The sequence below is a fragment of the Candidatus Poriferisodalis sp. genome, from assembly GCF_965205175.1.
Classification (GTDB): domain Bacteria; phylum Actinomycetota; class Acidimicrobiia; order Acidimicrobiales; family Poriferisodalaceae; genus Poriferisodalis.
Window position 1 is genome coordinate 1,059,665 of record NZ_OZ242038.1, and the last position, 23,392, is coordinate 1,083,056.

Below are 23,392 nucleotides of genomic sequence, written 5' to 3' on the forward strand. Positions count from 1 at the left end.
TGCCCGACGCTAGCCGTGGTCGCCGACGCGCTCACGCAGATAGCTGGCCGCGAGCGTCTCGGGCCGGCGCGCCAATTCCTGTACCGTGCCCGCCAGCAACAGCGTGCCGCCGTTGAGCACGTAGACACGGTCGGCGATGGCGAGTGCGGCAGGCACATGCTGTTCCACTAGCAGCACCGCCGCGCCCGACTCGTCTGCAATGTGGCGAACCACCGGCAACAGGCGCTCCACCACGATCGGCGCCAGTCCCAAGCTCAGCTCGTCCACCATGAGGAGCTGCGGATCGGCAATGAGCCGGCAGCCCAGAGCCAGCATCTGCTGTTCGCCGCCGGAGAGCAGGCCGGTGCGGCGGCGCAGGAGCGGTCCGAGGGTCGGGAACCAGCCGACGATGTCGGACTCGGTCACCGTGCTGGCTCTGTGGCGGTGCAGGCGCAGGTTCTCCGCAACGCTGAGCTGGTGGAAGATCCCACGGTCTTCCGGCAGCAGTGCCACGCCTCGGCGTGCCACGTCGTGCGGGCTCGCGCCGGCCAACGGGCGGCCGAGCACGTCGATCTCGCCGTCGATGGGCCGCAGGACTCCGGCAATCGTCATCAGCGTCGTCGTCTTGCCGGCGCCGTTGGGACCCAGCAGCGCCACCACTTCGCCGTGGTCGACGTGCAGGGAGAGGTCGCGTACGGCGGGAACGCCGCTCCAGCCGGCCATCAGATTCCGCAACTCCAGCGCCGGGCCTGTGCCAGCCGGGCCAGCGGCAGCAGCGTTAGCGGCAGCCCGTGCCCTGTTCACCTGAACGCGCTCATGTGCAGACCTCGGAGTCTGCACCACGGTAGGCGTCGGCAACAGTTTCGTTCGCACTATCTGACTCACTGACTCACTGGCTCGCTGACTCACCGACCCTGAGTCGCTGCACCGCTGTCACAGCGCAGCCGCGCATCGCACCGTCTGCCACAATGAGCGGCCGCCGCCTTGAGGACGTTCTCGGCATGCGAGCTGCACGCCGCCTGATTCCACCGCGCCGGCTCTCCTCACCGGCTCACCCCTTGACTCCGTCCGCTTCACCCCGACTGGTCCGCCCGACCGGAAGGATCGCCCGTGCGATTCAGCATCTTCTAGTGCGGTGACGGCGAAGGTGCAGCGGGAGTGGCGCCGAGCGCTGCTCTACCTCGGCGGTCTGATGGGGCCGCTCGGCACCTTCGTGCTCCTGCCGATGTTCCCGGAGCTGCGCAGCACCTACGGGGTGACCACAGCGCAGCTCGGGTGGGCCCTGTGGTGCTACCTCTTGCCGTTCTCGGGATTCCTGCTGGTCTCCGGCACGCTGGGCGATCGCTGGGGCCGCTCGCGAGTCCTCCGCTTGGCCATCGCGCTCTATGCGGCGGCGACTGCGGGTTGCGCCCTCGCGCCCTCGTACGCGGTGTTTCTGTCGGCACGTGTCGCCCAAGGGGCACTGAACGCCTTCATCACGCCGCTGCTGCTGGCGACGCTGACCGACGCGGCGCCTGCCTCTGGCATCGGCCGGATCGTGGGCCGCTACTCAGCCGGGCAAGCGCTCGGGCAGCTTGGCGCCCCGCTGCTGGGAGGCCTCAGCGCGGATGTGAACTGGCGGCTCGGATTCGTGGCGACGGCAGTGATCGGCGCCGTCATCGCTGCGCTGCTGCCCAGCATCGCTGACGCCCGTTCCGGCGCTTCAGGCGGAGCACCTGGCGGCACCTCGGTCGGCGCTTCGGCACCGGATCGCACGCAGGGCGCCGTGCGACAGCTGCGGTCCTTGCTCCGCCGCCCGATGCTGTTGTTGGCGGCCACGACGCTGCTGAGCGCGTTCGGGCCGGTAGGCGTCGTGGTGCTGGTGGGCTTGAGCAGCCGCGACGTCATCGGGCTGAGCGGCCTCGGCGCCGGCTTGCTGCTGCTCGGCGGTGCAGCCGCAGGCATGGCAGCTGCGCCGATGTGGGGCGTCGTGCTGGACCGCTGGGGCGGACGCAACGCCGCCGCTGCAGCAGTCGCAGCCAGCTCAGCACTGGTGGTGATGCTGCCGGCCGCCCGTTCGGCTTGGATGCTGGCTGTCGTGTGGTGCTTGGCGGGTGCCGCCGCTCAGATGGTCGTGGTCAGCCTGCAGTCGCTCGCCTCGGTCGCCGCGCCGCAGAATCGAGCGGGCGCCCTGTCGTTCACTTTGTCGCATCGCTTCGCGGGTCACGCCGTGGGCTCGGTGGTGTGGCTGCCGGTGTTCGCCTTCAGCCCCACCGCCGCCTACTTGGCTTCGGCCGCGGTGGGCGTGCTGGCCCTCGGCACCGTGGCAGCCAGCGGCCTCGACACGGTCGTGCGCTCGGTCGCGAACGACACGCCCTCGTAGTCGCGGTCGGCGATCTCGTCGATTCGGCGCCGGTACTTGGGTGCGCCGCCGTTGTACACGAGGTAGCGGATGGTGCCCTTCTCGTGTCCGTCGACGTTGGAGTTGTAGCCGGTGAACCATCCCTGCGCCTTGCGCATCAGCACCATTGCGTACATCTCGATGACGTGGTCGGTCCATTCCCGCTCGGCATCCGCGTCGGCCTCGAAGCGGGTGTAGCCGCGCTCGGCGACGAAGTCGAGCAGGCCCGTTGCCCAGTCGACGGCCATCTCGATGCCCCGCGGGTAGTTGCTGGAAGCTGAGCCGCTCTGCGGACCGGCGATGGTCAGCAGGTTCGGGAAGCCGTTGACCATCAGCCCGATATAGGTGACCGGCCCGTCGCGCCATTTGTCGCGCAGCGCCAAGCCGCCCGAGCCGCGAATGTCGATGCGGTCGAAGGCGCCGGTGATGGCATCGAAGCCGGTGGCGTACACGATGAGGTCGAACTCGTAGTGCCGCTCGCTGGTCTGGATGCCAGTCGGGGTGATCCGGGTGATGGGCGTCTGGGTCAAGTCCACCAAGTCCACGTTCGGCCGGTTGTAGGTTTCGTAGTAGTTCGTTTCGAGTGGGACGCGCTGCACGCCGAAGCCGTGGTCGGTGGGTATCAGCTTCTCGGCCACGATCGGGTCGTGTACCCGCTCCCTGATCTTGTCGGCGATGAACGCTGACAGCTCGGCATTGGCTTCCTCGTCGAAGAAGATCTCGCGGAAGTTGGCCATCCAGATGCCGAATCCCGGCTCTCCGTACAGCTTCTCCCACATGGCGCGACGTTCGTCGGCTGGCACGTTCCAGAAGCCGCGGCGGTCCGGCTCGTGCTCGAAGCCGCCCGGGGTACGCGCGCACTTGTCGAAGATTTGGTCGTAGCGGGCGCGGATGCCGGCCATCTCCTCGTCGGAGATCTCGCTGTTGTGCAGCGGCGCGCACCAGTTGGGGCGTCGCTGGAAGACGGTCAGATGCTGGGCCTGCTCGCCGATGGCGGCGATGGCCTGCACGCCGGTCGCGCCGGTGCCGATGACCGCCACCCGCTTGCCGGCCAGCTCGACCGGCTCGGCAGGCCAGTGGTAGGTGTGGAACGACGGCCCTTCGAACACGTCGGTGCCGTCGGCGTTGACCCCGTCGATGCGGGGATAGGTCGGCGCGGACAGCAGGCCGAGGGCAGTGAGCAAGAAGCGGCAGCTCAGGTCGCGGCCGTCGCCGAGGTGCAGCCGCCAGATGCCGGCAGTGTCGTCGAAGTGCGCCGACTCCACCGTGCAGTCGAACTGCATGTGCTTGCGCAAGTCGAACTTGTCCGCGACGTGGTTCAGGTAGCGAAGATTCTCCGGCTGCGGCGAGAACCGCTCCTTCCAGTGCCACTCGCCGAGCAGCTCCTCGGAGAACGAGTACCCGTAGGTGTAGCTCTCCGAATCGAACCGGCAGCCCGGGTAGCGGTTCCAGAACCACGTGCCGCCGAGATCGCTGCCCATCTCGAGCACCGTGGCACGGACGCCGCGCTCGGCCAGTCGGTACATCTGGTAGATGCCCCCCACACCGGCCCCGATGATGATGACCTCGTAGTCGGGCTGGTCCGCGTCGGCTCGGTCACATGCGAGACGGTCTGGCGCGTCGGGCACGGGCATGCCGTTCGTCGTGCCAGTGGACGCAGCGGCTGAAGTACCTGCCATGGGCTCCTGCTTTGTCGACTTGTCGTCAGCCAACAGTAGTGCAGCGACTTCATGGCGTCCCGAGGCGGTGACGCGCGACGTGCGTCAGCTCTCCGACGACGTGTCCGAGGTCGATGGCGACGCGGCCGCGCCCAGGGTCCGATCTCGGGACCGATCTCGGCGTGCGCGCAAGATTGCCGCAACCGACCACGCGATGCCGACGACCACCAGCGCGCTGCCCACGGTGGTACCGATGCCGACGCCGGTCTGGAGACGTTCCGCCGCGACGGCCAGCGAGGCGGCCACGAAGACGAGACCAGCGGCCAGAGACAGCAGATCGAAACGGCGGGGAGTCGTGCGGGTCATCGGTCAAGCGCTCCAATCCTCTCGTGGCGCCACTGCGCTTGGTTGTCAGGGATGCTGATGATCTCCACGGTGCCGACGCCGACATCGATGTCCAGCTGCACCCTCGCCTCCGCGTCCGGATGGGCAGGGAATCCCAGTTCCCGGCTCACCCCGATACCTCCCGTGTCTCCGATGTTCCTCGTCAGTCGCAGCCGGCCGTCGCGAAGGTGCGACAGCATCACCCAGCCGGTGCCGACGTTGATGTCCAGCATCGAGTGGAGCCGATCGGGAACCAGCACGATGAGTTCGCCGACCGCGAGGTCGATCTCGTAATCGTGGACGCCGCTGCGTTGCATGAAGGCGGTGAAGTCGACGGTGAGATTGCCGATGCCGTGGCGTATCTCCGTCTCGTCGGCGCCGAAGCCGCTCACGAACACGTGATCCTCGCCGAAGCCGGAGCCCCACGAGGCCCGGCTGCCGGCGGTCAGCAACAGACCTGAGGCCAGCAGCGCGCCGACGGCCAACAGCGTTCGTGCCGGCACTGTAAACGCAGACGCGACGAGGCCGATGCCCACGATGCCCAAGGCGCCCGCCAACGTCGGCGCGATATGCGCGTCCAGCGCACCGGTGCTGTGCAGGACGGCGATGACTCCGGCGTAGACCACCAGCAATGCCAGGCTGACAGCACCCACTGCCGAGGCACCGCGCCGCCTGCGGACGCGGTCGGCGCGCAGAGGCCGGGCTGCGGCCGCCGGTGTGCGACCGGCATCGGCGGGGTCTGGCGATGTCGTGGGAGCGGTCGCCGATCGCGTGCGCCGGTACGGCCACAGCACCAGCGCCGCGCCCAGCGCCAGCAACAGGAGCCCCACGACCGGGAACCCCAGAGGCCCGCGGTCCAGTCCGTCTGCCAGCCCGTCGAACAGGTCTTCGCCGCGTTGGACAACGACGACGATGCCCAGACCGATGAGAACCACTGCGACCGCGACGCGCCAGCGTGGACGACCGCGATCGCTACTTGTGCGGCCGCTCGGGTGCTTTGGGGCCTCGCCGGACGGTCTCCTTGTGGACAGCCCGGACAGCCTGGCTGCGAGGATGCTCGGCCCGTCGGGGCTGGGCAGCGCCAGCCAAGCAATCGCATAGAGCACGAGCCAGCCGAAGACGTAGGCGACAACCTCGCCGCCGCCGAGCCCGGCGCCGAAGCCGACGAACAGCAGCAGTGCTGCGGCCGCCGCGACCCAGCCGATGCGCACTGCTGCCGGCGCGAGACCGAGCCGTTCTGCCAGTCCGCCGGCCACGCCGCCAAGCACCCGGTTGTCGTCACTGCGCCTGAGTCGAGGTTCGCTGCGCTCGGAGACCCCCGCACCTGCATCGACCGAGCCGTCGGCCTCTGGCCGGCTGTCGCCCTGCGCTGCTGTCTTGTCTGCCGGTTCGTTGTCGGCTGGCGCATCGTCTGCGGGCTCAGTGTCTGCGCCCGCGACATCGCTCGATTCGTCATGCGAGCCCTCAGCACGTTGCGCGCTGTCAGGTGCATCGTCTGACGCATCGTGAGGCCGGTCGGCGTCGTTGCTCAGACTCGGACCTGCGTTCTCGCTGGTGGGAACGTCAGCGTGCTCGTCGTCGGCCACAACGCCATGATGCAAGACGAGTCGGCGCGGCTTCCACCGGTTGCCGTGGGTGATGTCCCTGATGCGTCCCTCAGTGATGTCCGCGCACTCAGGGCTCTGCCGCAGTGGTGTGTGCGAAGCGCTGTGACATCATCGCCGTATGGGCTGGCGCCTCGACCGCTTGCCGCATCGGCCCCGAGACGCACGCGTCATCGCCGGTGTCTGCGGCGGTCTCGCCGCGAAGATGGGAATCGATGTCGCCGTCGTCAGGGCCGCGTTCGCGGTGCTGACCGTGGTATGGATCGGCCCGCCGCTGTACCTGCTGGCGTGGCTGATCCTGCCTGCGGCGCGCACAGACGCTCCGCGCCGCCGACTGCCCCACCGACGTGGCCGACCGCCGGCGCTGCGCCAAGCCGCAGGACTCGTGCTGATGCTTGCGGGTGCCGTCGTGCTGGCGCGCTCCGGGAATCTCGCCTTCACCGAAGATGTGCTGTGGCCGCTGCTGCTGGTGGGCGTGGGCGTGGGTGTGGTGGTGTGGCGCACCGCCCCCGACTCCGGCTCTGCCAGGTCGTCGCGGCCGCGGTTTTCGGTGCTGAGGATCGCCGCGGGCATGGTGATGCTGACGCTGGGCATCGGGCTGCTCGCAGCGACACGTCTGTCGCTGTCTGCGGTGCGCGACGGCGTGCTGTCGGCCGGCTTGGCTGTCGGAGGCGTGGCGCTCATCGTCGGGCCGTGGGTGTCGGTGCTGGTGCGCGAGCGCAGGGAGGAGCGCCTGCGCCGGCTGCTGGCCGACGAGCGTGCTGAGACCGCAGCGCATCTCCACGACTCGGTGTTGCAGACGCTGGCGCTCATGCAGCGTTCCGACGACGCGGCAGCGATGTCGGCGTTGGCTCGCCGACAAGAGCGCGAGCTGCGCCGCTGGCTCTACGGCGAGCGGGTGCCGTCGCCCCACGACACGGTGCGTGAAGCCGTCGAGCGCCTGGCGGTCAGCGCCGAAGACCGCTACGGCGTGGTGATCGAGGTGGTGACGGTGGGCAATGCGCCGATGGATGCTGCGTGCGAGGCGCTCGTGGCTGCTGCCGGCGAGGCGATGACCAACGCGGCCCGCTGGTCGGAATGCTCCCGTGTGGACGTGTACGTGGAGGCAGCCCACAGTCGGGTGGAGGCCTACGTGCGCGACCGCGGCGTCGGCTTCGACCGGGATGCTGTCAACGGCGACTGCCGCGGCATCAAGGACTCGATCGAAGGACGCCTTGCACGGGTCGGCGGCACCTGCGACATCTCCACTGCTGCGGGTGTCGGTACCGAGGTGCATCTGGCCGTGGGCAGGTCGTGAGCGTGGCGTTGCGCTCGCGCTCGGCAAGTACGGTCGCCGGTGTGACCGACGGACGCTGTCGCGTGGTCATCGTCGATGACCATCATCTGTTTCGCAGCGGTGTGCGGGCTGAGCTCGGCGAGGCAGTCGAGGTGGTTGCCGACGCCGGAGATGTCGCGGACGCTGTCGCGGCAATCGAGCGCTACCGGCCCGATGTGGTGCTGTTGGACGTTCACCTGCCGTCGGGTTCGGGCTGCGAGGTCATCGAAGCCGTCGCCGACGCGGGGGTGAGCACCCGATTCTTGGCGTTGTCGGTGTCCGACGCTGCGCAGGATGTGATCGGCGCTGTGCGCGCCGGTGCGCGCGGCTACGTCACCAAGTCGATCTCGGGAGCAGACCTAGCCGCCGCCATCGCTCGCGTCCGCGCCGGCGACGCCGTGTTCTCGCCGCGCTTGGCCGGCTTCGTGCTCGATGCGTTCGCCGCCGATGCCGCTGACGGCTCCGCCGGTTCGGCGAGCGACGCACGCGACCCCGTCGATGCTGACGGCGCTGAGGACCTGCATCGGCTGACGGCCCGCGAGCGAGAGGTGATGCGTCACCTGGCGCGCGGCTACCTGTACAAGGAGATCGCCTATCAGCTCGGCATCTCGGTCAAGACTGTTGAGTCGCATGCCTCGGCGGTGCTTCGCAAGCTGCAGTTGACCAACCGCCACCAGCTCAGCCGCTGGGCCGCTGCCCGACGCATCTGGTAGGCGCTTGCGCCGGTCAGCGTCGGGCGTGGTCGGCCAGCCAGCGAAAGCAGGGGTCGGCGCGCGCATCGGCCATGAGTTCGGGGTGCCACTGCACCGCCAGAATCGGCAGCGCCTCGTGTTCGATGCCCTCGATGATCCCGTCAGGCGAATGGGCCGTGGCGAGATAGCCGTCCCCGAGCTGATCGACCGCTTGGTGGTGCAGCGAGTTCACCGCCAGTTCGGGGCCGTACAGCTGGCGCAGCCGGCTGCCCGGCGTGGTGGTGACGGTGTGCGGGGTCGCATCAGGCGGGCCGTCGGTGAACGCGTGCTCGGGCAAGTGCTGGTGCAGAGTGCCGCCGGCAGCGATGTTGATGAGCTGTGGGCCGCGGCAGATGCCCAGCACCGGCAAGTCGTTGGAGATAGCGGCGTCGAGCAGCGCGATTTCGAAGGCGTCGCGCAGCGGAATGGCGCTGCCGCCACTGTCGGTGCCGGCGTTGCTGCTGCCGGTGTTGCTGTTGACGGGGTTGCCGTTGATGGCGGCGCGGCCGGCGGGCGCCCTGTCGGCAGTTTCGGCGAACACGTCGTCGCCGCTGTAGGCAGCGCTCTGCAGGCGGTCCGCGTAGAGACTGGCCGCGACGTCCTCGCCGCCGCTCAGCAGGACGCCGTCGAGGCGCGGCACGATGTCGGCAGGGTCGGCGTCGAGCGGCAGGTGTACGGCCACGGCGCCTGCTGCGTGAACCGCTTGGGCATAGTGAGCGATGTACACGTCCACTTGGACATTGACGAACACCGGCGGGAAGCCTGCGATGCGGTCGCCGGATCGTCGCCGCCCCGACAGTCCGATGAGCGGCATGGGCACTGCGCCACCCTAGATGTACTGTCGCGTGATCGAGAGCGAGTCTCCGTCGGGGGTTGCGCCGAAGCCGTCTGAGGCTTCCGTGCGGCGTATGCGGCGTAACCCGAGTGGCCGGTCTCGACTGCGGCGCCTGGCCGCGGCTGCCGCTGTCGCCGTCCTGGTCGTTGCGGCGGCGGTCGGTCTGTGGCTCGTTCAGCTCCGAACCACCGACGATGCCGACCTTGCGCGACCGCCGGTTCCGCCAAGCCCAGCAGCGCCGAGCGCAGTCGAATCCGCATCGGTCGGGGATACAGCGGGCGACGCCGCTTCGCTTCCGCCGGCACCTGCTGCGGTCGGCGAGCAGGCGCAGCGTGACGGTTCGGCGGGCTCGCAACGGTCACAGGCGTTCGGCGAACCGGACCATCCCGTCTCGGGGGTGGAGCCGCGTCTCTCGTCGCCGGCGCCGTCTGACGCGTCCGCGCTGGCGGCCCAGCTCGGCCGGCCTGCTGACGTCTGCCGGGGCGTGCTTCCGGCTCGCAGGGTTCAGCTCCCGCTGCGTTTCGCGAGCACGAAGCCCGACGGCATCGACCATCTGGCGTGGTCGCCGGACTGCCGCCGCATGGTGTTCCGAGTGGGGCGCACGCTGTGGGTTGCCGACGGCGACGGTACCGGTGACGCCCCGTTCTTCTCGGCTCAGCGCGGCTTGAGCGCGCCCGCGTGGTCGCCCGACGGTGAGTGGATCGCCTTCGTGCAGGCAGCCATCGTCGACGGCGAGCGAGCGAGCCACATCTACATCGTGCGACCGAATGCGCTCGGATTGGATCGGATCACCTCCGGTGCCGTGTTGGATCAAGCGCCGTCGTGGTCGCCCGACGGCACCCGCATCGCCTTCTCGCGCCGAACGCGGGTCGCTGTCGCGGCAGAACAAGTTGAGGATCCGAATCTCGGCGATGAAGGCGGCTTCGGGGCTGATCGCACCTCCGAAAAAGTTCAAGAGTCAGTTCGATCTGGCGGCTACCTGTTCGACCAGTACTTGGTGGTGATCACCGTGGCGACCGGTGCCGAGCAGACCTTCGCCGTCGGCGGCGAGCATGAGTCGTGGCCGTCGTGGTCACCCGACGGCGAGTCGATTGCGCATCGGGCAGGCGGCGCTCTGGCACTGTTACGCCTCGATGATGTCTCGCAGACCACGCTGGTCGACAACGTGACCAATGGCGCAGCTGTGTGGTCGCCTGACGGCACCGCAGTGGCGGCGTTCAGCGAATGGTCGGCAGACGGGACAACGATCGTCGTGAGCTGGCCGCATGATCTGAGCGCAGCCGAGCAGACGGTCGCTGTCTCCGGTCAGCCCGAGACCACCAAGCCGTCCAATCCGCCGACGCTCCGCTGGAGCGAATCCGGCGAATACTTGCTGTTCCACCACACCGATTCCAGCGGCAGCCATTGGGCATACCGCATCCCCACCCCCCAGCCGCCCTAAGTGGCGAACGGCACGATGTACAATCCGGTGTATGCACCGAACCAATGTGTATCTGACCGCCGAGCAGACTGCGTTTCTCGATGCTCGCGCTGAGATGGCCGGAACGACTCGCAGCGCGGCCCTGCAGAGCATCATCGACGAAGCAGCGGCGCGACCTGTCGGGATCGACGCCGAGATTCGCGCTGCCTTCGCAGCACTGGCCGACGGCTACGCCGAGGCAGCCAGCCGCTTGTTCGACAAAGATCCGCTGCTCAGCATCGACCCAGTGAATGCATACCTCGCAGACGCGGCGCGCTAAGCCCCGACAGTCGTGCCGGTCGTCGACGATCATCTCGCGCTGTCGATCCTCGCCGGACGGTTCCGTCGTTAGTGGCTTATAGAAATATCGGCCGCTCGTGGCCCTTGACCGCTATGGTAGATGACTTCGAACCGCACGTAGAATCCACACACTCTAGCAACCGATACGTTACCCTTGCTGCTGGCAATTGACGTGGAATCAGAGATCGTGATTGATGCTCAATCAAACTGACTGAAGAATTCGAATTCGATTTCTTCAATCTCCCGCGTGTGAGTTATGACGCCGAGACTATGCTCTTTGAGCAAATCGCAGAAATCTTCGCCGTCAATCAGTTGGATCGGTTGAGCGCCGTCCCGGCCCGCTTCTTTTCTCGCGTCAGTCGTAAAGTTACCGGTGGTCACCAAGAGGCCCTGTTCCCCACGACCGGCCATGGCTCCTCTGAAGTCGCGGATGGCGCTGGCACCGACAGAACCGCTGTATCGCTTGCATTGAAAAAAAACGGTGAAGGATACGAGCGATACGCGGTAAATTCCTACGCCGTCTAATCCGCCATCACCACTTCGACCCAAGACTTCGACGTCGTTGAACCCAGCCTCGCGAAGCAGTCGTTGGGTCAGTCGCTCGAATGCTGCTGGCCGCATTTGACGCAAATGTCCTAGCAGGGTCTCCTGCCATGAGCTATTGTCCGTTTCGTCATCAGCAGAATCAAGCCCGCTATTGTCGGTCGATTCTAGTTCTGGTTGAGGACTATTTTGTACGAAGTCCGGCGCGTGATTGTTTGGTCGATTTGCACTCAATTGCTTGAGTTTTTCGTCAATCTCCATTCGAGAATCGATATCTCGGCCCAAATTGGTCATGGACCAGACACCACGTCTCGAATTCTCGACGGCGCCGATCTTTTTCAGGTAGCTCAATGCCCAGCCTATCCGATCGGCAACAATCGGTGCCCTTGTCTGATCGTATTCGAGTTCGCGCTGTTCGCTACTCAGACCTTCGCTCTCGGTCACAGTGTCGATGATCTCTCCCCGCCTACCCGAGCCGCCCGATTGCTTGAGCGCTGTCAGCACTGGCAGCATGAAGTCAACGTACGTTGGCAGTTGTGATTTGCTCATAGTGCTAGCGTATCAGCCGCGCACCGGACGCTTAGGTACAGCGGCGTTCAGCGAGCGTTATGGCGCGCAGCTCGCGGAGGCCGCTGGACCGGTGCGCATCCCCATCACTGCCGACGTAGCGCTGTTCTCCGAAGCGGTTGACCTCGGGCGTGATCTGCTGTGGTGGCATACGTCGGGCGAGCGCTTCGCTCCGACACCAGGGGCGCGGCTGCCGGCGGGCAGCGCCAAAGAGGTGGCACCCGTCACCGCCATGCCCGAGTCGTTGAAGGACTGCCGCTACGACCCCGACGCCGAGCAGTTGACCGTCGCCACCGGCATCTTTGCGCTGGTCAGCCCCGCGGTCTGGGATTTCGAGGTGTCCGGCCTGCGCGTCCTGCGCTCGTGGTTGGGCTACCGAATGAAGAACCGGAAGGGCCGCAAGTGCAGCGAGCTCGACAACATCCGCCCCCACCGCTGGACCCAATCCGCCGAGCTGCTGCTCGTGCTGTCCATCCTCGAGCACACTGTCGAGGTCACGCCGCGTGCTGCCGACCTCCTCGACCGCATCGTCAACGGCCCGCTCATCCCGGCCGCCGATCTCCCCAAGCCCACCGAAGCCCAACGCAAGCCCCCCAAGCCCTGACCGCCCTCGGCGAACCCGAGTTGCTGTGGCAGCCCACAGCCCTAGCGCCCGGGGACGCGCACGCCGCCCGGCGGTTCTGAGCAGTTGCCGTGGTCGTGCCCAAGGTGTGCCACGAGACGCGGCTCTGGCCTGTCACATCGATCGCCTAGCGTTGATTTCAGGAGCCGCCGCATCGTTCTTGCATGCGCGCCAGCTTGAGGAGGAGCTTGCATGTCTACGACCTTGCCGATCACGCCCGTGGAACGCAGCGACGAGCCGACCCTCGCCGAACGTGTGGCCCGGGCACGACGCGCACGCGAAAGGGCCGCAGAACGGGTGGCGCGTCGCTACGCGAACATCAAGCCAGACGAGCGCCGCTGGCGAGTGCGCGAAGAACTTGACCTAGCTTCGGAGCGGCTAATGGTTCGCTAGGACGCGCACAACAACAGCGTCGCGACGGCGCGCGCGACGTGACGAACGGGTGGTGTTTCGCAATTCCACGCACAGTTCCCTTTTCGCTGCGTCTAGGCCTACGGCCAACGCAGAGCCTTCCTGAGCATTCCCAGCTTGGTGTACGGCGTTCGCTAATCTATGGTCGATGCAAGATCTAGACTACTTGAACGCCTGGGATCCGGAGGTGGCTGGTGCCCGACTGGTATCTCAGTTGGAAGGCGGTACCGCCTATAGGCACGATCACAACGATGGCACGTCCAAACATGACTTTGACATCAGCGTGTCCAACAACAGGGCGATCGCACTTGAAGTGACTCAGCATGTCGATTCCGAGCGGGAGCAGCAACGAGGTGAAATCGACAAGCGGGATTGGGATTTTCCGATGCTGCGACAAGATTGGTTCGCTGACATAGTAGAGTCAGCGCGAGTTGGTGAGATGTACAAGCAGCTGCCCAACCTACTCCGGCAGCTTGAGACCCAAGGTATTTCGGACGCAGGTCTTGGCTTTACCGCGCTACGTCAACCGGAGATAGCGACCAATGAAATTGACAGAACTTTGGCACGACTCGGTGTACTCAACTGTAGACCTTATCCGGCAGAGGCAGAGCGCGGGTACATTGTGCTTGACACTTGGAACGAGCTCACTTCGTTCGGTGTAACCACGGCCGCTGAGGCCGTTCGGCGGCACGCATGGGTACGTTCAGACAACCGGAGAAAGCTCGGACACGCTTCATCAGCAAACGAACGTCATCTGTTCATTTGGATCGACTCTGCGACACGGCCCAGAGTTGACATCGAAGTTTGCCATAAGCGCGGTGAGCTACCGAATGCTCTTCCGGCACTGCCTGACGAGATCGACGTAGTATGGCTTGCTGTGAATTTTGCGAGCCCCATCGTATTGCGATTGAATCGTGATGGATGGTATCCGGTTCCCCGTATAAGAGACTTAGTGGCCTAGCAGAAGGACCGGTGGAGATGGATTCGTGAGCGAGCGTATGTTCGCGTGCGGAATGGATCGGTTAAGCCGAACCCCAGCGGTCAAGGGACTGAGCCATGTGCGCACAAGTTGTCGCCGTCGAAGCTGGCCGAAACGGCGGCGAGTTCGCCTTGGAGCCTCAAGGCATCCCCTTCACACGGCCGGGCCTGCCATTCAAGCGGGCCTGCCCCCCGAGGCCCGCTAGTTGAGGACGTGCTGGTGTACATCATAGAAGCCCTGCGCGGCACTTGCGATATGCGCGTGTAGGCACCACCCACACTGTGTCCATCGCCCGCAGCGGCTGAACCGCAATTTGTCGTTCTGGCGCTAGCGCATGGCAGCGCCCAACGGTGGGTGCCGACCGGACCGCACGCACGCTGTCTCCGCAGGCCGTGCGGGTGGGCATGCACCGCACGCCGTTTATCTGCTGGCGCGCTGTGGTGGCATGTCGTAACGTTGAGCCATGGCTCGTGGGCACGGCGACGAGAAGGCCGGGACGCGACTGGTCCTGCGGTTGTCGGGGGAGCACGCGCACCTCGGGAAGGCGGATGCCGTTGACCTTGCGCGTCTCATCCTCGGAGCCGACGACGTCATGCGCCGCACCGCTGCGGCACTGGCTGGACGGCCGACCAGATCGGCGGGCAGGCTCCCTGAAGGCATCGCTGCGGCCATGCGACTGCAGCTGTGCGGCGTCTCTGCGGGCAGCATCACCGTCGAATTGCGGACGCCTGCTCTCGTGGGAGCATCGGATGCCCTGGAGCTTGAGGATGCATCGCTTGCTGATGCCGCGGCACGGACTGCCCTTGAAGTGCTGGACGGCACCGAGACTGGCTATGGCGATACCGCCGCGGCGTGGCACCAGCTCGCGAAGAGGCTCGACATCGGCGGGCGCAATGACACGCTGACGGTGAGTGTGCCCTCGCTGGCAACACCGGCCGCGGTGCTCGACGAGGCGGCCCGAACCCGAATGGCTGAGTCGATTCGACAATTCACAGTGCATGAAGAGACAGGTGAACGGGTCGGTGTTCTGTGCGCAGCCAATTTCGAGAAGCACTCGGCACATCTGCGAACTGCCGACGGCGATGACATCAACGTGAAATTCGGTGAAGAACACGCCGGATCGATCAAGGCAGCGCTACGCAAAAAGGCCCGTCTGCGTGGTCACATCACCTACAACGAGCACACATCAGCGATAGCATCTGTCGAACTCGTTGAGATACTGGATGTGGAACAGTTGGCACCCAAATTGCAGGTACCAGACTTCTGGACAACAAAATCCGTGCATGAACTCGCGGAGGAACAGCATGTTTCACCCGTGAAGAATATCGACGAGCTGCGGGACGACACTATCTCTGATGAGGAAGCAACGGCATTCATGGACGCTCTCGGTCTGTAGCGCTCGGTGGTTCAAACACTGCGCGTCGACACCGATGTCTTTTCGTATCTGATGCGAGGAACTCAGGAGGCAGAGCGATTCAAGAAGATTGTAGAGGATCGCCTGCTGGCCATTTCCTTTGCGACAGTGGGAGAAGCGTACTCCGGCGCAGCACAAGCGAACTGGGGCGAATCGAGACTTCAACGCCTGACAGATACACTCAACAGGTATGTGATTCTGCCCGGTACTTTTGAGATTGCACGCCAATTCGGTGATATCAAGGCCAGACATCGTGATCAAGTCGATGAGGGCGACATATGGATAGCTGCAACGGCCTCGGTACACAGACTGTCGGTCGCGACAAACAACTTGCGTCACTTCCAGCCGATGAGTGAACGCTTCCAGTTCGGTATTGAGCATCCTAACCTTGATAGCGGGGGCTAACGAGCTTGGGCAGAACGACGCGATCGGGGAAGCAGATGCGCTTGAACTCGAAGATGAGTCGCTGGTCGACACTGCGGCTCGGACAGCTCTTGAGGTGCTGGACGGCACCGAAACAGGTTATGCAGATACCGCCACAGCCTGGCATCGACTTGCAAAGTGTCTGGACATCGGCGGCCGCAATCGAGCATTGACTGTAAGCGCGCCAGCTTTGGCCAAATCGCCTGCGGTACTCGACGATACGGCCCGCACCCGGATAGAGCAGATGATGCAAAGACTCGCAAGCTCTGGGGAGATTGCGGAACGGTTTGGTGTACTGTACGCAGCAGACTTCGAGAAGCAAACAGCACGTCTGCGAGCTTCCGACGGTGCTGCCATTGAAGTGAGGTTCGGCGAAGCATACGCCGGGTCGATCAAGCAAGCACTGCGCGAGGAGACGCACCTGCGGGGGCGCATCACCTACAACGAACGCACTTCAGCGATTGTCGATGTCGACTACATCGAGGTCTCACAATCAGATCAACCGACACTCGATTTACCAGCGTTGGATCGTTGGGGAATGCAGTCTGTCCGCGAACTCGCGGAGCAAGAGGCGGAGACCCCGTTGACGGTGGCGCTAAACTTACGGGATGAGGCAGTCAACCCTGATGACGAGAGCTTTCGCCGCCTCATCGAGTCTGGCGAGCTTCGAGGCGGGACGGGCGATTCTCGTGCGCTACTCGATACACCTCCCCTGCAACTCCCCTTCAGCCTCATGGATGCGCTTGATGCGGAACGAGAGGAACGTGTGTGAGGTATTGGGACACTTCTGCTCTCGTTCCTCTCTTCGTTGCCGAATCAGCTACTCAAGATGCACGGACGTGGCTACGTGAAGACGACGTGACCGCTGCTTGGGCATGGTCGCGTGTCGAGATCATGAGTGCGGTTGAGCGGCGTGCTCGTGAGCGGAACCTGTCACAGGATCAACGACTTGTGATGAGACGGCAGCTATGCGAAATGGATGCAAAGTGGTATGATATTCTTGCGGTGAGTGAGGTTCGGACGTACGCAATAGCGCTGCTGCGGAGGCATGTGATTCGGGCGGCGGACGCAGGCCAGCTGGGTGCCGTGTTGCATCTTCAGCATCGGCTCGGCGTCCGCATACCTTTCGTCTGCTTGGATCAACGTCTCGCTGAGGCTGCGGCCAGCGAGGGCTTCGCGGTCATCGCTGCATGATTCGCACTCCTCCCAACGAGGTAAGCTGGCGCTCACATGTAAAGGACGTCTTGCGCTAACCGTTGCGAGCCTCGTGGGTTGGCCGCCGGAGGTCTACTCGGAGGCGAACGTGTGATGGCGTGCGGGGTGGGTCGGTGAAGCCGAAATCGAGCGGCCGGCGGAGCGGGGCGAGTGTGCCGAGATCGTTGCCTTCGAGGCTCGCCGAGGCCGCGACAACTCTACGGGCGCTGCTGGTTCGATACCACTCAGTCACTCCGGTGGGGCTTGTGCCATGGGTATGCACGTTGAGCAGCTTGTGGGCACACCAGTTCTCGACGGTGGCCGTGATCTGGCGAGGACGCGGTGGCAGCCGCAGCGCCCCAACCCCGAGGTTCATGTCCAAGATGAGGCCTCCCGAGCGCACCACATAGCGTCGGCTATGCCGTTCGGCGGCCACTGACTGGTGCCGGACCTCCTCGAACGGGTACACCGAGACGACATACTCCGCTGCGTTGGTCTCTGCGAGCAGCACGCGACGGCCGTCCGGCAGCGCCCACATGATGTCGGCGAACGGCCCGACAGGGCTGCGTTGCCAGTCACCGATCACGAACCGATGGCCCGAATCGAAGCCCACCGACGTGATCGATCCCCAGAGCGTCTCAATCACCCATCTACTTTACCGCTACGGTTCACCGAGCAATCGATGCTGCTCGGTTCGACATAAGACGAAACTGCCGAACGCACCGCACATAGCTCCGTCAATATCCGGCGCAACCAACGCCGCATGTGCCGCGCGGTCTGGTTCCGAGCAACAGCTGGTCTGAGACTGGCGAGCAGCGAACATAGCCTCGGTGCGGGCGACAATTTACGAGCGCAAAGCGTCCGGCGCGGCACGCTTGCCCAGGTGTCAGCGGCGGGTGTCGGGGGTGCGGTGCGCGAGGCTGGCGACGGCGGCGGGTGTCGGGATGCCCTCGCGCAGGTCGGCGGACGGCTTCGGCACCTCGAAGCGAGTCGTCAGCGGCACAACGCCGGCCCACCAGTCGCCCGCCATGTCCTCGGCCTCGTCGACCGGGTCGCCGCCGCGCACCTTCGCCGATGCCTCGGCCAGCGGCAGCTCCAGCACCAGCGTCGCTCGGATGTCGGCCTCGGTCGGCGGTCGAGCAGTGTCCCAGTTCGCGACGATGTGGTCGGTCACCAGCCGCAGCGCGCGCAGCTTGGCCGCAGCGTCGGTCACCCGCCGGGCACGCCCCCGCACCACCACGCAGCGATAGTTCATCGAGTTGTGGAACGGCGTGCGCGCCATCACCAGGCCGTCGAGGTGTGTCACCGTCACGCAGACCTCGGCACCCTCGCCGGAGTTCAGCAGGTGATTCGCGAGCGCACCGTGCAGGTACAAGCTCTCGCCGTCACGGCCGTAGGCCATCGGCAGCACCAACGGCCCCTCCGGCGTCTCGACGCCGACATGTGCGATCAGCCCGGCATCCAGGATTGCCGCCACTTCAGCGCGGTCGTAGCGCCCCTGCTCGGCCATGCGCCGCAACCGGGTGCGCGGCGACGGCGCCTGCCCCGCCTGCGCGCTGGGCCGGCCCGCAGAACTGTCTGCATCATGCGATTCGCTCACACACGCACCGTATTGCCTGGCCCGGCCAGTCCAGCAGGCCACCCGTCCCGAATGCGACTGCGCGCCGACCAGCAACAGTGCAACGGACCAGCAACAGTACAACGACGGTGTAAGGCGGAGTAGTCGCCCGGCTGCTTCGCACACGGCTGTGCGTCCGGCCATCGCCGATGTCTTCGACGGACGTGAGCCTCGCTGTCCATCACATGGCTGCGAGCCGCAGAGTCCGCACACCTCTCGTTTCGGCCGGCCCATGCCCGCCAACACCCGCCAACCTAGGATGGCCGCCGCCTGAGCAAGCCGCCGGGCAGTCAAGGGACATGCCATGAAATTCGGAATCTTCTACGAGCTCCAACTGCCCAGACCGTGGAACCACGACTCCGAGTACGTCTTGTTCCAGCAGGCGCTCGACCAGATCGAACTGGCAGACAAGCTCGGCTACGACTACGCGTGGGAAGTCGAGCACCACTTCCTGGAGGAGTACAGCCACAGCTCGGCACCCGAGGTCTTCCTGGCCGCCGCCAGCCAGCGCACCAGCAACATCCGGCTCGGTCACGGCATCGTGCAGCTGCCCACCAACCACCCGGCCCGCGTCGCCGAGCGAGTCTCCACGCTCGACCTCGTGAGCGGGGGCCGGGTGGAGCTGGGCATCGGCGAAGGCTCCTCGGTCACCGAACTGCACCCGTTCGATCGCCGCTTCCGCGACAAGCGCGTGGTCTGGGAGGACGCCGTGCGCTGCCTCATGCCGATGTTCCAGCAGGTGAACCACAGCTACGACGGCGACGTCTTCACGTTCCCGGCCCGCAACGTCGTGCCCAAGCCGTACCAGAAACCGCACCCGCCGCTGTGGGTAGCGTGCAGCCAGCTCGACACCATCGTCATGGCAGCCCAGCGCGGCATGGGTGCCCTCGGCTTCTCGTTCGTGTCCGCCGACGCCGCCCGAGCGTGGGTCAACGCCTACTACAACAACTACCTCCACCACCTCGACCTGCTCTGCGACTACCAGACCAATCCGGCCGTGGCGGTGGTCAGCCCGTTCATGTGCGCCGAGACCGACGAGCAGGCCCAGGCCAAAGCCGAAGGCTGGACGTTCTTCCAGTTCTCGCTGGTCTTCTACAACTCACACGGACCGGTAGAGCCGGGCTCGGTCAACCTGTGGGACGAGTACCAAGAGTGGCGGAAGTCTCCGAAAGGCCGCAAGGCCAGCAACAACGTCGGCCTCGTCGGCTCGCCTGACACCATCCGCCGCAAGCTGGCGATGTACGAGGACGCCCACGTCGACCAGATCATCCTGCTGAACCAAGCCGGCAAGAACACCCATGCCGACATCTGCTCCAGCCTTGAGCTGTTCGCCGTCGAGGTCATGGGCGAGTTCCACGAGCGCGACGCACAGCACCAGGACTGGAAGTCAGCAGTGCTCGCCGGCGACATCGCGCTCGACGACATCGACACCGACCTCTACCAAGTCATCACGAACCAAACGCCGGTTGCCAAGCGCGAGACGATCGAGCGCAAGCAGCGCGAGGCCCGAGCCCGCCAAGCCGTCGGACTCAGCTGAAGGGGCCAAAAGGGGGCTGCCGCGTCAGCGGTTCGCCAGCCAGTCGGCGATGGCCTGGCCGATCTCGTCGGGGCTGTCCTCCTGGCAGAAGTGGTTGCCCTGGACCGTGACTTCGGTCTGATTCGGCCACGTGCGGCAGAACTCCAGCTGCGGGCCGTTCAAGATCGCCCCCGGCTCGGCGTTGATCAGCAGCTTGGGCACCTCCGAGCCGGACAGCCATGCGCCGTAGTCGGTCACGATCTGGGTGACGTCGGCCGGCTCGCCCTCGATGGGGATCTCGCGTGGCCAGCTCAGCGTGGGCCGCCGGTGCTCCGGCTCGACGAACGGCCGCCGGTACTCGTTCATCTCCTCATCGCTCAGCTTGCGCAGAATCGAGCCCGGCAGCACTGCCTCCACGAACAGGTTCTTGGTGATCACCATCTCCTCACCGGCAGGCGAGCGGAAGCCCTTGAAGATGCCGGCAGCTGCCTCGGGCCACTCCTCCCACGTCATCGGCCTCACGATGGCCTCCATGTAGGCCAAGCCAGCCACCCGGCCGCGGTGCCGGTTGGCCCAGTCGAAGCCGAGCGCCGAACCCCAGTCGTGAATCACGAACGTGACGCTGTCGCCCAAGTCGAGCTGGTTCAGCAGGCCGTCGAGGTACTCGCGGTGCTCCACGAACCGGTACGACCCCGGCCCGGTGTCGTCCAGCTTGTCGGAGTCGCCCTGGCCGATCAGGTCCGGCACGACGACCCGGGCATGGGGCCGCACGTGAGGCACGATGTTGCGCCACAGGTACGACGAGGTCGGGTTGCCGTGCAGGAACACGACGGGATCGCCTGAGCCGGAATCGTGGTACGCCATCTGCTTGCCGTTGACGGTGGCGTAGGACTTCGACAGGGGTTCGGCCGAATAGGTCGTCATGGGGTGCCCTTTCGTTCGCTGAATCATGCCCCGAGCACGCCTAACGGCGCGCGCTGTGCTTGTCGGTTCGCGCGCCTAGCGGCGCACGAACAGCAACTGGAACTCCATGATGCCGTGATCTTCGGCGGACAGAACAATCGGCACCTGCGGAACGGTCACGTCGAAGTCTGCGAACCGAACCTCCACCGAGCCGACCACCGCAATCACCTCGCCCACCAGCTGCGCCTCGATGTCCGCCGCCACGGGCTGAGTGATGCCGTTCACCGTCAGGTCGCCCGGCGCTGAGAGCGTGATCAGCGCGCCCCCGCCAGCGGCACCGTCGATGTCCAGCGCCTCTGTGAGGGTGAACGTGGCTGTCGGATGCCGCGAGGTGCCCAGTGCTCGTTGCACAGCGCCGTCGCGACGGGTGTCGTCGGTTCGCAGCGTGGTGAGATCCACCTCGACCTCCACCGGGGTCACGGTCTCGTCCACGATCTCCATCGAGCCGCCCACGTCGCCCGTGCGCCCCACAGCGGTGAATGCGCCGATGCCGGCCAACTCCTCCCGGACACGGAAGCCGGCGAACGAGCCGCTGGCGTCTTCGAGCGTGAACGATCCGGTCTGCGCATCGACGCTCCAGACGCCGTCGAGGTTGTCGAGGTCGTCGACGGCGGTGGGGCCATCATCGTCGGAGTCCGTCAGTTGGCCAGCCTGGTCAGCCGAGGTCTGGTCGGCCGAAGTGTGATCGGCCTGGTCAGCCGAGATCGAAACCGCGGCGCCGGCTTCGTCTTGCGTCTGCTGGTCTTGCGCCTGCCGTGCGTCGGCGACCGCATCTTGCAGGCTGACCTCTTCGGGCGCCGAGCCGAGCATTCTCCAGATGCCCACCGCCGTCGCGGCCGCAATAATCGCCAGCAGCACGGCAACCGTCAAGAGCTTTCGCCGCCGTGGGCTCACAATGTTCGAAGGTATCTTGGAGGCGCTGATGAAGCTGCGCGACCTGAGCACCGGGCTGACCTTCGACGACGTGCTGATCGTGCCGCAGCGCTCCACGATCCGCAGCCGCGGCGACGTCTCGGTGCGCACCCGTCTGTCGCGCAACATCACGCTGGAGCTGCCGGTCGTCGCCGCCAACATGGACACGGTCTGCGAGCAGGAGATGGCGATCGCCATGGGGCGCCTCGGCGGCGCAGGCATCGTCCACCGCTTCATGCCGATCGAAGCGCAGGCAGATCAGATCTCACACATTGCCCACGTCGACTTCGCCGACGACGGCTCGGTGATTGCGGGTGCGGCAGTGGGAACCGACCACGACATGGAGGACCGGGCCGAAGCGCTGTGGCGTGCCGGCGCCCGAGTGCTGGTGCTCGACATCGCTCACGGCCACGCCGATCATGCCATCGACGGGCTGCGCCGTCTGAAGGATCGCTTTGCGGACATCGATGTGATCGCGGGCAACGTGGCTACCGCCCACGGAGCAGTCGACCTGGCCGAAGCGGGTGCCGACGCGATCAAGGTGGGTGTCGGGCCGGGCGGCGCGTGTACCACCCGACTCGTGGCCGGAGTCGGCGTGCCGCAGCTGGCAGCCATCGACAACGTGGTCAGCGGACTGGCCGAGGCCGGACACGACGTGCCGGTCATCGCTGACGGGGGCATCAGGACGTCGGGCGACATCGCCAAGGCTCTGGCGTTGGGCGCAGCGTCGGTGATGATCGGCAGCATGCTGGCCGGCACCAAGGAGAGTCCCGGTGAGGTGGAGCAAGGTCCGCACGGCCTGCGCAAGCGCATCCGGGGCATGGCCAGCTTCGAAGCCATCGAGGCGCGGGCGCAGCGTCACGGCGCCGTGGTCGACGACGAGTACCTCGAGCAGCGGGCCCCCGAGGGCGTGGAGGGCACCGTGCCCTATCGGGGAGAGGCAGGCAAGCTGATTGGCGAGCTCATGGCCGGCTTGCGCAGCGCCATGAGTTACACAAATGCACGCAATCTCGCCGAATTCGCTGAGCACGCCGAGTTCGTCGCCGTGACGCCGCTGGGGTTGGCGGAGAACACGCCGCACGCCACCCTGTCGCATTGACTGCCGCCCGCATCAGCTACCGCTCGCGTCAACAGCCGCGTGCAATGACTGCTGCTTGCTGCAAGCGCCCGTCGAGGACAACCCGTCAAGGACCATCGAGTCGAGGAGGAGCGACATGGCAAGCGAACCTTCGTCCGAGCTGATCGCGCTCGACGACCCCTACCCGGAGCGGGACTACGAGGTTCGCTGTACGACGCCCGAGCTGACCTGCGTCTGCCCCGTGACGCGACAGCCGGACTTCGCCACGGTCGAGATCGCCTACCTGCCGAACCGCCACATCGTGGAACTGAAGTCGCTCAAGCTCTACCTGTGGAACTTCCGAGACGAGCCGGTGCATCACGAGGCCGTCACCAATCGCATTCTCGACGATCTGGTCGCCGCTATCGCACCGAAGCAGGCCATGGTGCAAACACGCTGGCTGGTCCGGGGCGGCATCACCACGACGGTGACGGCCCGCCACCCCGCGCAGGCATCGCTCGACTGACC

General features: G+C 65.8%; 25 protein-coding genes. 15 read left to right on the top strand and 10 right to left on the bottom strand.

The window, feature by feature from the left end; translation table 11 throughout:
* Positions 1-9: 9 nt before the first annotated feature.
* Positions 10-702: an ABC transporter ATP-binding protein gene (locus ACOGI4_RS04685; protein WP_419842769.1), complete on the bottom strand. Its 693-nt coding sequence runs from the start codon at positions 700-702 to the stop codon at positions 10-12.
* 412 nt (positions 703-1,114) lie between these two features.
* On the opposite strand from ACOGI4_RS04685, the gene ACOGI4_RS04690 reads away from it, so the two are divergent.
* On the top strand, positions 1,115-2,341 hold the full coding sequence (locus ACOGI4_RS04690; protein WP_419842770.1) for an MFS transporter: 1,227 nt from the start codon (positions 1,115-1,117) through the stop codon (positions 2,339-2,341).
* On the opposite strand, the gene ACOGI4_RS04695 is transcribed toward ACOGI4_RS04690, so the two are convergent.
* The 3 genes from ACOGI4_RS04695 to ACOGI4_RS04705 form a co-directional block, all read right to left on the bottom strand.
* Positions 2,239-4,038 (bottom strand): flavin-containing monooxygenase, encoded by a 1,800-nt coding sequence (locus tag ACOGI4_RS04695; protein WP_419842771.1) that lies wholly within the window; start codon positions 4,036-4,038, stop codon positions 2,239-2,241. The two genes, ACOGI4_RS04690 and ACOGI4_RS04695, sit on opposite strands and share 103 nt — an antisense overlap.
* A gap of 84 nt (positions 4,039-4,122) precedes the next feature.
* Complete coding sequence (locus tag ACOGI4_RS04700) at positions 4,123-4,383, bottom strand: hypothetical protein (RefSeq protein WP_419842772.1); 261 nt, start codon at positions 4,381-4,383, stop codon at positions 4,123-4,125.
* Entirely contained in the window at positions 4,380-5,987 is a 1,608-nt protein-coding gene (locus ACOGI4_RS04705) for a PspC domain-containing protein (protein ID WP_419842773.1), read from the bottom strand. Before ACOGI4_RS04705 ends, ACOGI4_RS04700 begins: the two co-directional genes overlap by 4 nt.
* 139 nt (positions 5,988-6,126) lie before the next feature.
* On the opposite strand from ACOGI4_RS04705, the gene ACOGI4_RS04710 reads away from it, so the two are divergent.
* Together ACOGI4_RS04710 and ACOGI4_RS04715 are read left to right on the top strand one after the other, a co-directional pair.
* Positions 6,127-7,302: a PspC domain-containing protein gene (locus ACOGI4_RS04710; protein WP_419842774.1), complete on the top strand. Its 1,176-nt coding sequence runs from the start codon at positions 6,127-6,129 to the stop codon at positions 7,300-7,302.
* A gap of 8 nt (positions 7,303-7,310) precedes the next feature.
* Positions 7,311-8,033 (top strand): response regulator, encoded by a 723-nt coding sequence (locus tag ACOGI4_RS04715; protein WP_419843090.1) that lies wholly within the window; start codon positions 7,311-7,313, stop codon positions 8,031-8,033.
* 13 nt (positions 8,034-8,046) lie between these two features.
* Here ACOGI4_RS04715 and ACOGI4_RS04720 read toward each other — a convergent pair whose 3' ends face one another.
* Positions 8,047-8,865 (bottom strand): gamma-glutamyl-gamma-aminobutyrate hydrolase family protein, encoded by an 819-nt coding sequence (locus tag ACOGI4_RS04720; protein ID WP_419843091.1) that lies wholly within the window; start codon positions 8,863-8,865, stop codon positions 8,047-8,049.
* 94 nt (positions 8,866-8,959) lie between these two features.
* Between ACOGI4_RS04720 and ACOGI4_RS04725 the strand changes: the two genes are divergently transcribed.
* Positions 8,960-10,327 carry a TolB family protein gene (locus tag ACOGI4_RS04725; RefSeq protein WP_419842775.1) on the top strand — a complete coding sequence of 456 codons (1,368 nt, stop codon included), beginning with the start codon at positions 8,960-8,962 and terminating at the stop codon, positions 10,325-10,327.
* Between the two features lie 31 nt (positions 10,328-10,358).
* The gene (locus ACOGI4_RS04730) at positions 10,359-10,625 is read left to right on the top strand and encodes a hypothetical protein (protein ID WP_419842776.1); all 267 of its coding nucleotides are present in this window, start codon (positions 10,359-10,361) and stop codon (positions 10,623-10,625) included.
* 218 nt (positions 10,626-10,843) lie between these two features.
* On the opposite strand, the gene ACOGI4_RS04735 is transcribed toward ACOGI4_RS04730, so the two are convergent.
* Positions 10,844-11,737 carry a restriction endonuclease gene (locus ACOGI4_RS04735; protein WP_419842777.1) on the bottom strand — a complete coding sequence of 298 codons (894 nt, stop codon included), beginning with the start codon at positions 11,735-11,737 and terminating at the stop codon, positions 10,844-10,846.
* Between the two features lies 1 nt (position 11,738).
* Between ACOGI4_RS04735 and ACOGI4_RS04740 the strand changes: the two genes are divergently transcribed.
* The 7 genes from ACOGI4_RS04740 (at position 11,739) to ACOGI4_RS04770 (ending at position 16,798) form a co-directional block, all read left to right on the top strand.
* Positions 11,739-12,359, top strand: a complete 621-nt coding sequence (locus ACOGI4_RS04740; RefSeq protein ID WP_419842778.1) for a type ISP restriction/modification enzyme — start codon at positions 11,739-11,741, stop codon at positions 12,357-12,359.
* A 210-nt stretch (positions 12,360-12,569) separates the two neighbouring features.
* The gene (locus ACOGI4_RS04745) at positions 12,570-12,770 is read left to right on the top strand and encodes a hypothetical protein (protein ID WP_419842779.1); all 201 of its coding nucleotides are present in this window, start codon (positions 12,570-12,572) and stop codon (positions 12,768-12,770) included.
* A gap of 166 nt (positions 12,771-12,936) precedes the next feature.
* Positions 12,937-13,749, top strand: coding sequence for a hypothetical protein (locus ACOGI4_RS04750; RefSeq protein ID WP_419842780.1), 813 nt, complete (start codon positions 12,937-12,939; stop codon positions 13,747-13,749).
* A gap of 610 nt (positions 13,750-14,359) precedes the next feature.
* Complete coding sequence (locus ACOGI4_RS04755; RefSeq protein WP_419842781.1) at positions 14,360-15,163, top strand: hypothetical protein; 804 nt, start codon at positions 14,360-14,362, stop codon at positions 15,161-15,163.
* A gap of 6 nt (positions 15,164-15,169) precedes the next feature.
* Entirely contained in the window at positions 15,170-15,586 is a 417-nt protein-coding gene (locus ACOGI4_RS04760) for a PIN domain-containing protein (protein WP_419842782.1), read from the top strand.
* Positions 15,555-16,376, top strand: coding sequence for a hypothetical protein (locus tag ACOGI4_RS04765; protein ID WP_419842783.1), 822 nt, complete (start codon positions 15,555-15,557; stop codon positions 16,374-16,376). The genes ACOGI4_RS04760 and ACOGI4_RS04765 overlap by 32 nt, the downstream gene beginning before the upstream one ends.
* 233 nt (positions 16,377-16,609) lie before the next feature.
* Positions 16,610-16,798 (top strand): hypothetical protein, encoded by a 189-nt coding sequence (locus ACOGI4_RS04770; RefSeq protein WP_419842784.1) that lies wholly within the window; start codon positions 16,610-16,612, stop codon positions 16,796-16,798.
* A 55-nt stretch (positions 16,799-16,853) separates the two neighbouring features.
* On the opposite strand, the gene ACOGI4_RS04775 is transcribed toward ACOGI4_RS04770, so the two are convergent.
* Positions 16,854-17,444, bottom strand: coding sequence for a hypothetical protein (locus ACOGI4_RS04775; RefSeq protein WP_419842785.1), 591 nt, complete (start codon positions 17,442-17,444; stop codon positions 16,854-16,856).
* Positions 17,445-17,684: 240 nt separating this feature from the next.
* Positions 17,685-18,398 (bottom strand): pyridoxamine 5'-phosphate oxidase family protein, encoded by a 714-nt coding sequence (locus tag ACOGI4_RS04780; protein WP_419842786.1) that lies wholly within the window; start codon positions 18,396-18,398, stop codon positions 17,685-17,687.
* 322 nt (positions 18,399-18,720) lie between these two features.
* Between ACOGI4_RS04780 and ACOGI4_RS04785 the strand changes: the two genes are divergently transcribed.
* Positions 18,721-19,953 carry an LLM class flavin-dependent oxidoreductase gene (locus ACOGI4_RS04785; RefSeq protein ID WP_419842787.1) on the top strand — a complete coding sequence of 411 codons (1,233 nt, stop codon included), beginning with the start codon at positions 18,721-18,723 and terminating at the stop codon, positions 19,951-19,953.
* Positions 19,954-19,977: 24 nt separating this feature from the next.
* Here ACOGI4_RS04785 and ACOGI4_RS04790 read toward each other — a convergent pair whose 3' ends face one another.
* Entirely contained in the window at positions 19,978-20,856 is an 879-nt protein-coding gene (locus tag ACOGI4_RS04790; protein ID WP_419842788.1) for a haloalkane dehalogenase, read from the bottom strand.
* Positions 20,857-20,931: 75 nt separating this feature from the next.
* Positions 20,932-21,789, bottom strand: coding sequence for a YceI family protein (locus ACOGI4_RS04795; protein WP_419842789.1), 858 nt, complete (start codon positions 21,787-21,789; stop codon positions 20,932-20,934).
* 28 nt (positions 21,790-21,817) lie between these two features.
* Between ACOGI4_RS04795 and guaB the strand changes: the two genes are divergently transcribed.
* Together guaB and queF are read left to right on the top strand one after the other, a co-directional pair.
* Positions 21,818-22,906 carry an IMP dehydrogenase gene (gene guaB / locus ACOGI4_RS04800; protein ID WP_419842790.1) on the top strand — a complete coding sequence of 363 codons (1,089 nt, stop codon included), beginning with the start codon at positions 21,818-21,820 and terminating at the stop codon, positions 22,904-22,906.
* A 115-nt stretch (positions 22,907-23,021) separates the two neighbouring features.
* Positions 23,022-23,390 carry a preQ(1) synthase gene (gene queF / locus ACOGI4_RS04805; protein ID WP_419842791.1) on the top strand — a complete coding sequence of 123 codons (369 nt, stop codon included), beginning with the start codon at positions 23,022-23,024 and terminating at the stop codon, positions 23,388-23,390.
* Positions 23,391-23,392: the final 2 nt, after the last annotated feature.

Bases quoted from the DNA above. Each gene is read 5' to 3' on its own strand.
- ACOGI4_RS04710 (WP_419842774.1), top strand. From the start codon at position 6,127: ATGGGCTGGCGCCTCGACCGCTTGCCGCATCGGCCCCGAGACGCACGC.
- ACOGI4_RS04755 (WP_419842781.1), top strand. From the start codon at position 14,360: ATGCGCCGCACCGCTGCGGCACTGGCTGGACGGCCGACCAGATCGGCG.
- ACOGI4_RS04725 (WP_419842775.1), top strand. From the start codon at position 8,960: ATGCGGCGTAACCCGAGTGGCCGGTCTCGACTGCGGCGCCTGGCCGCG.
- guaB (WP_419842790.1), top strand. From the start codon at position 21,818: ATGAAGCTGCGCGACCTGAGCACCGGGCTGACCTTCGACGACGTGCTG.
- ACOGI4_RS04790 (WP_419842788.1), bottom strand. From the start codon at position 20,856: ATGACGACCTATTCGGCCGAACCCCTGTCGAAGTCCTACGCCACCGTC.
- queF (WP_419842791.1), top strand. From the start codon at position 23,022: ATGGCAAGCGAACCTTCGTCCGAGCTGATCGCGCTCGACGACCCCTAC.
- ACOGI4_RS04745 (WP_419842779.1), top strand. From the start codon at position 12,570: ATGTCTACGACCTTGCCGATCACGCCCGTGGAACGCAGCGACGAGCCG.
- ACOGI4_RS04750 (WP_419842780.1), top strand. From the start codon at position 12,937: ATGCAAGATCTAGACTACTTGAACGCCTGGGATCCGGAGGTGGCTGGT.
- ACOGI4_RS04695 (WP_419842771.1), bottom strand. From the start codon at position 4,038: ATGGCAGGTACTTCAGCCGCTGCGTCCACTGGCACGACGAACGGCATG.
- ACOGI4_RS04685 (WP_419842769.1), bottom strand. From the start codon at position 702: ATGGCCGGCTGGAGCGGCGTTCCCGCCGTACGCGACCTCTCCCTGCAC.
- ACOGI4_RS04735 (WP_419842777.1), bottom strand. From the start codon at position 11,737: ATGAGCAAATCACAACTGCCAACGTACGTTGACTTCATGCTGCCAGTG.
- ACOGI4_RS04700 (WP_419842772.1), bottom strand. From the start codon at position 4,383: ATGACCCGCACGACTCCCCGCCGTTTCGATCTGCTGTCTCTGGCCGCT.
- ACOGI4_RS04720 (WP_419843091.1), bottom strand. From the start codon at position 8,865: ATGCCGCTCATCGGACTGTCGGGGCGGCGACGATCCGGCGACCGCATC.
- ACOGI4_RS04730 (WP_419842776.1), top strand. From the start codon at position 10,359: ATGCACCGAACCAATGTGTATCTGACCGCCGAGCAGACTGCGTTTCTC.
- ACOGI4_RS04785 (WP_419842787.1), top strand. From the start codon at position 18,721: ATGAAATTCGGAATCTTCTACGAGCTCCAACTGCCCAGACCGTGGAAC.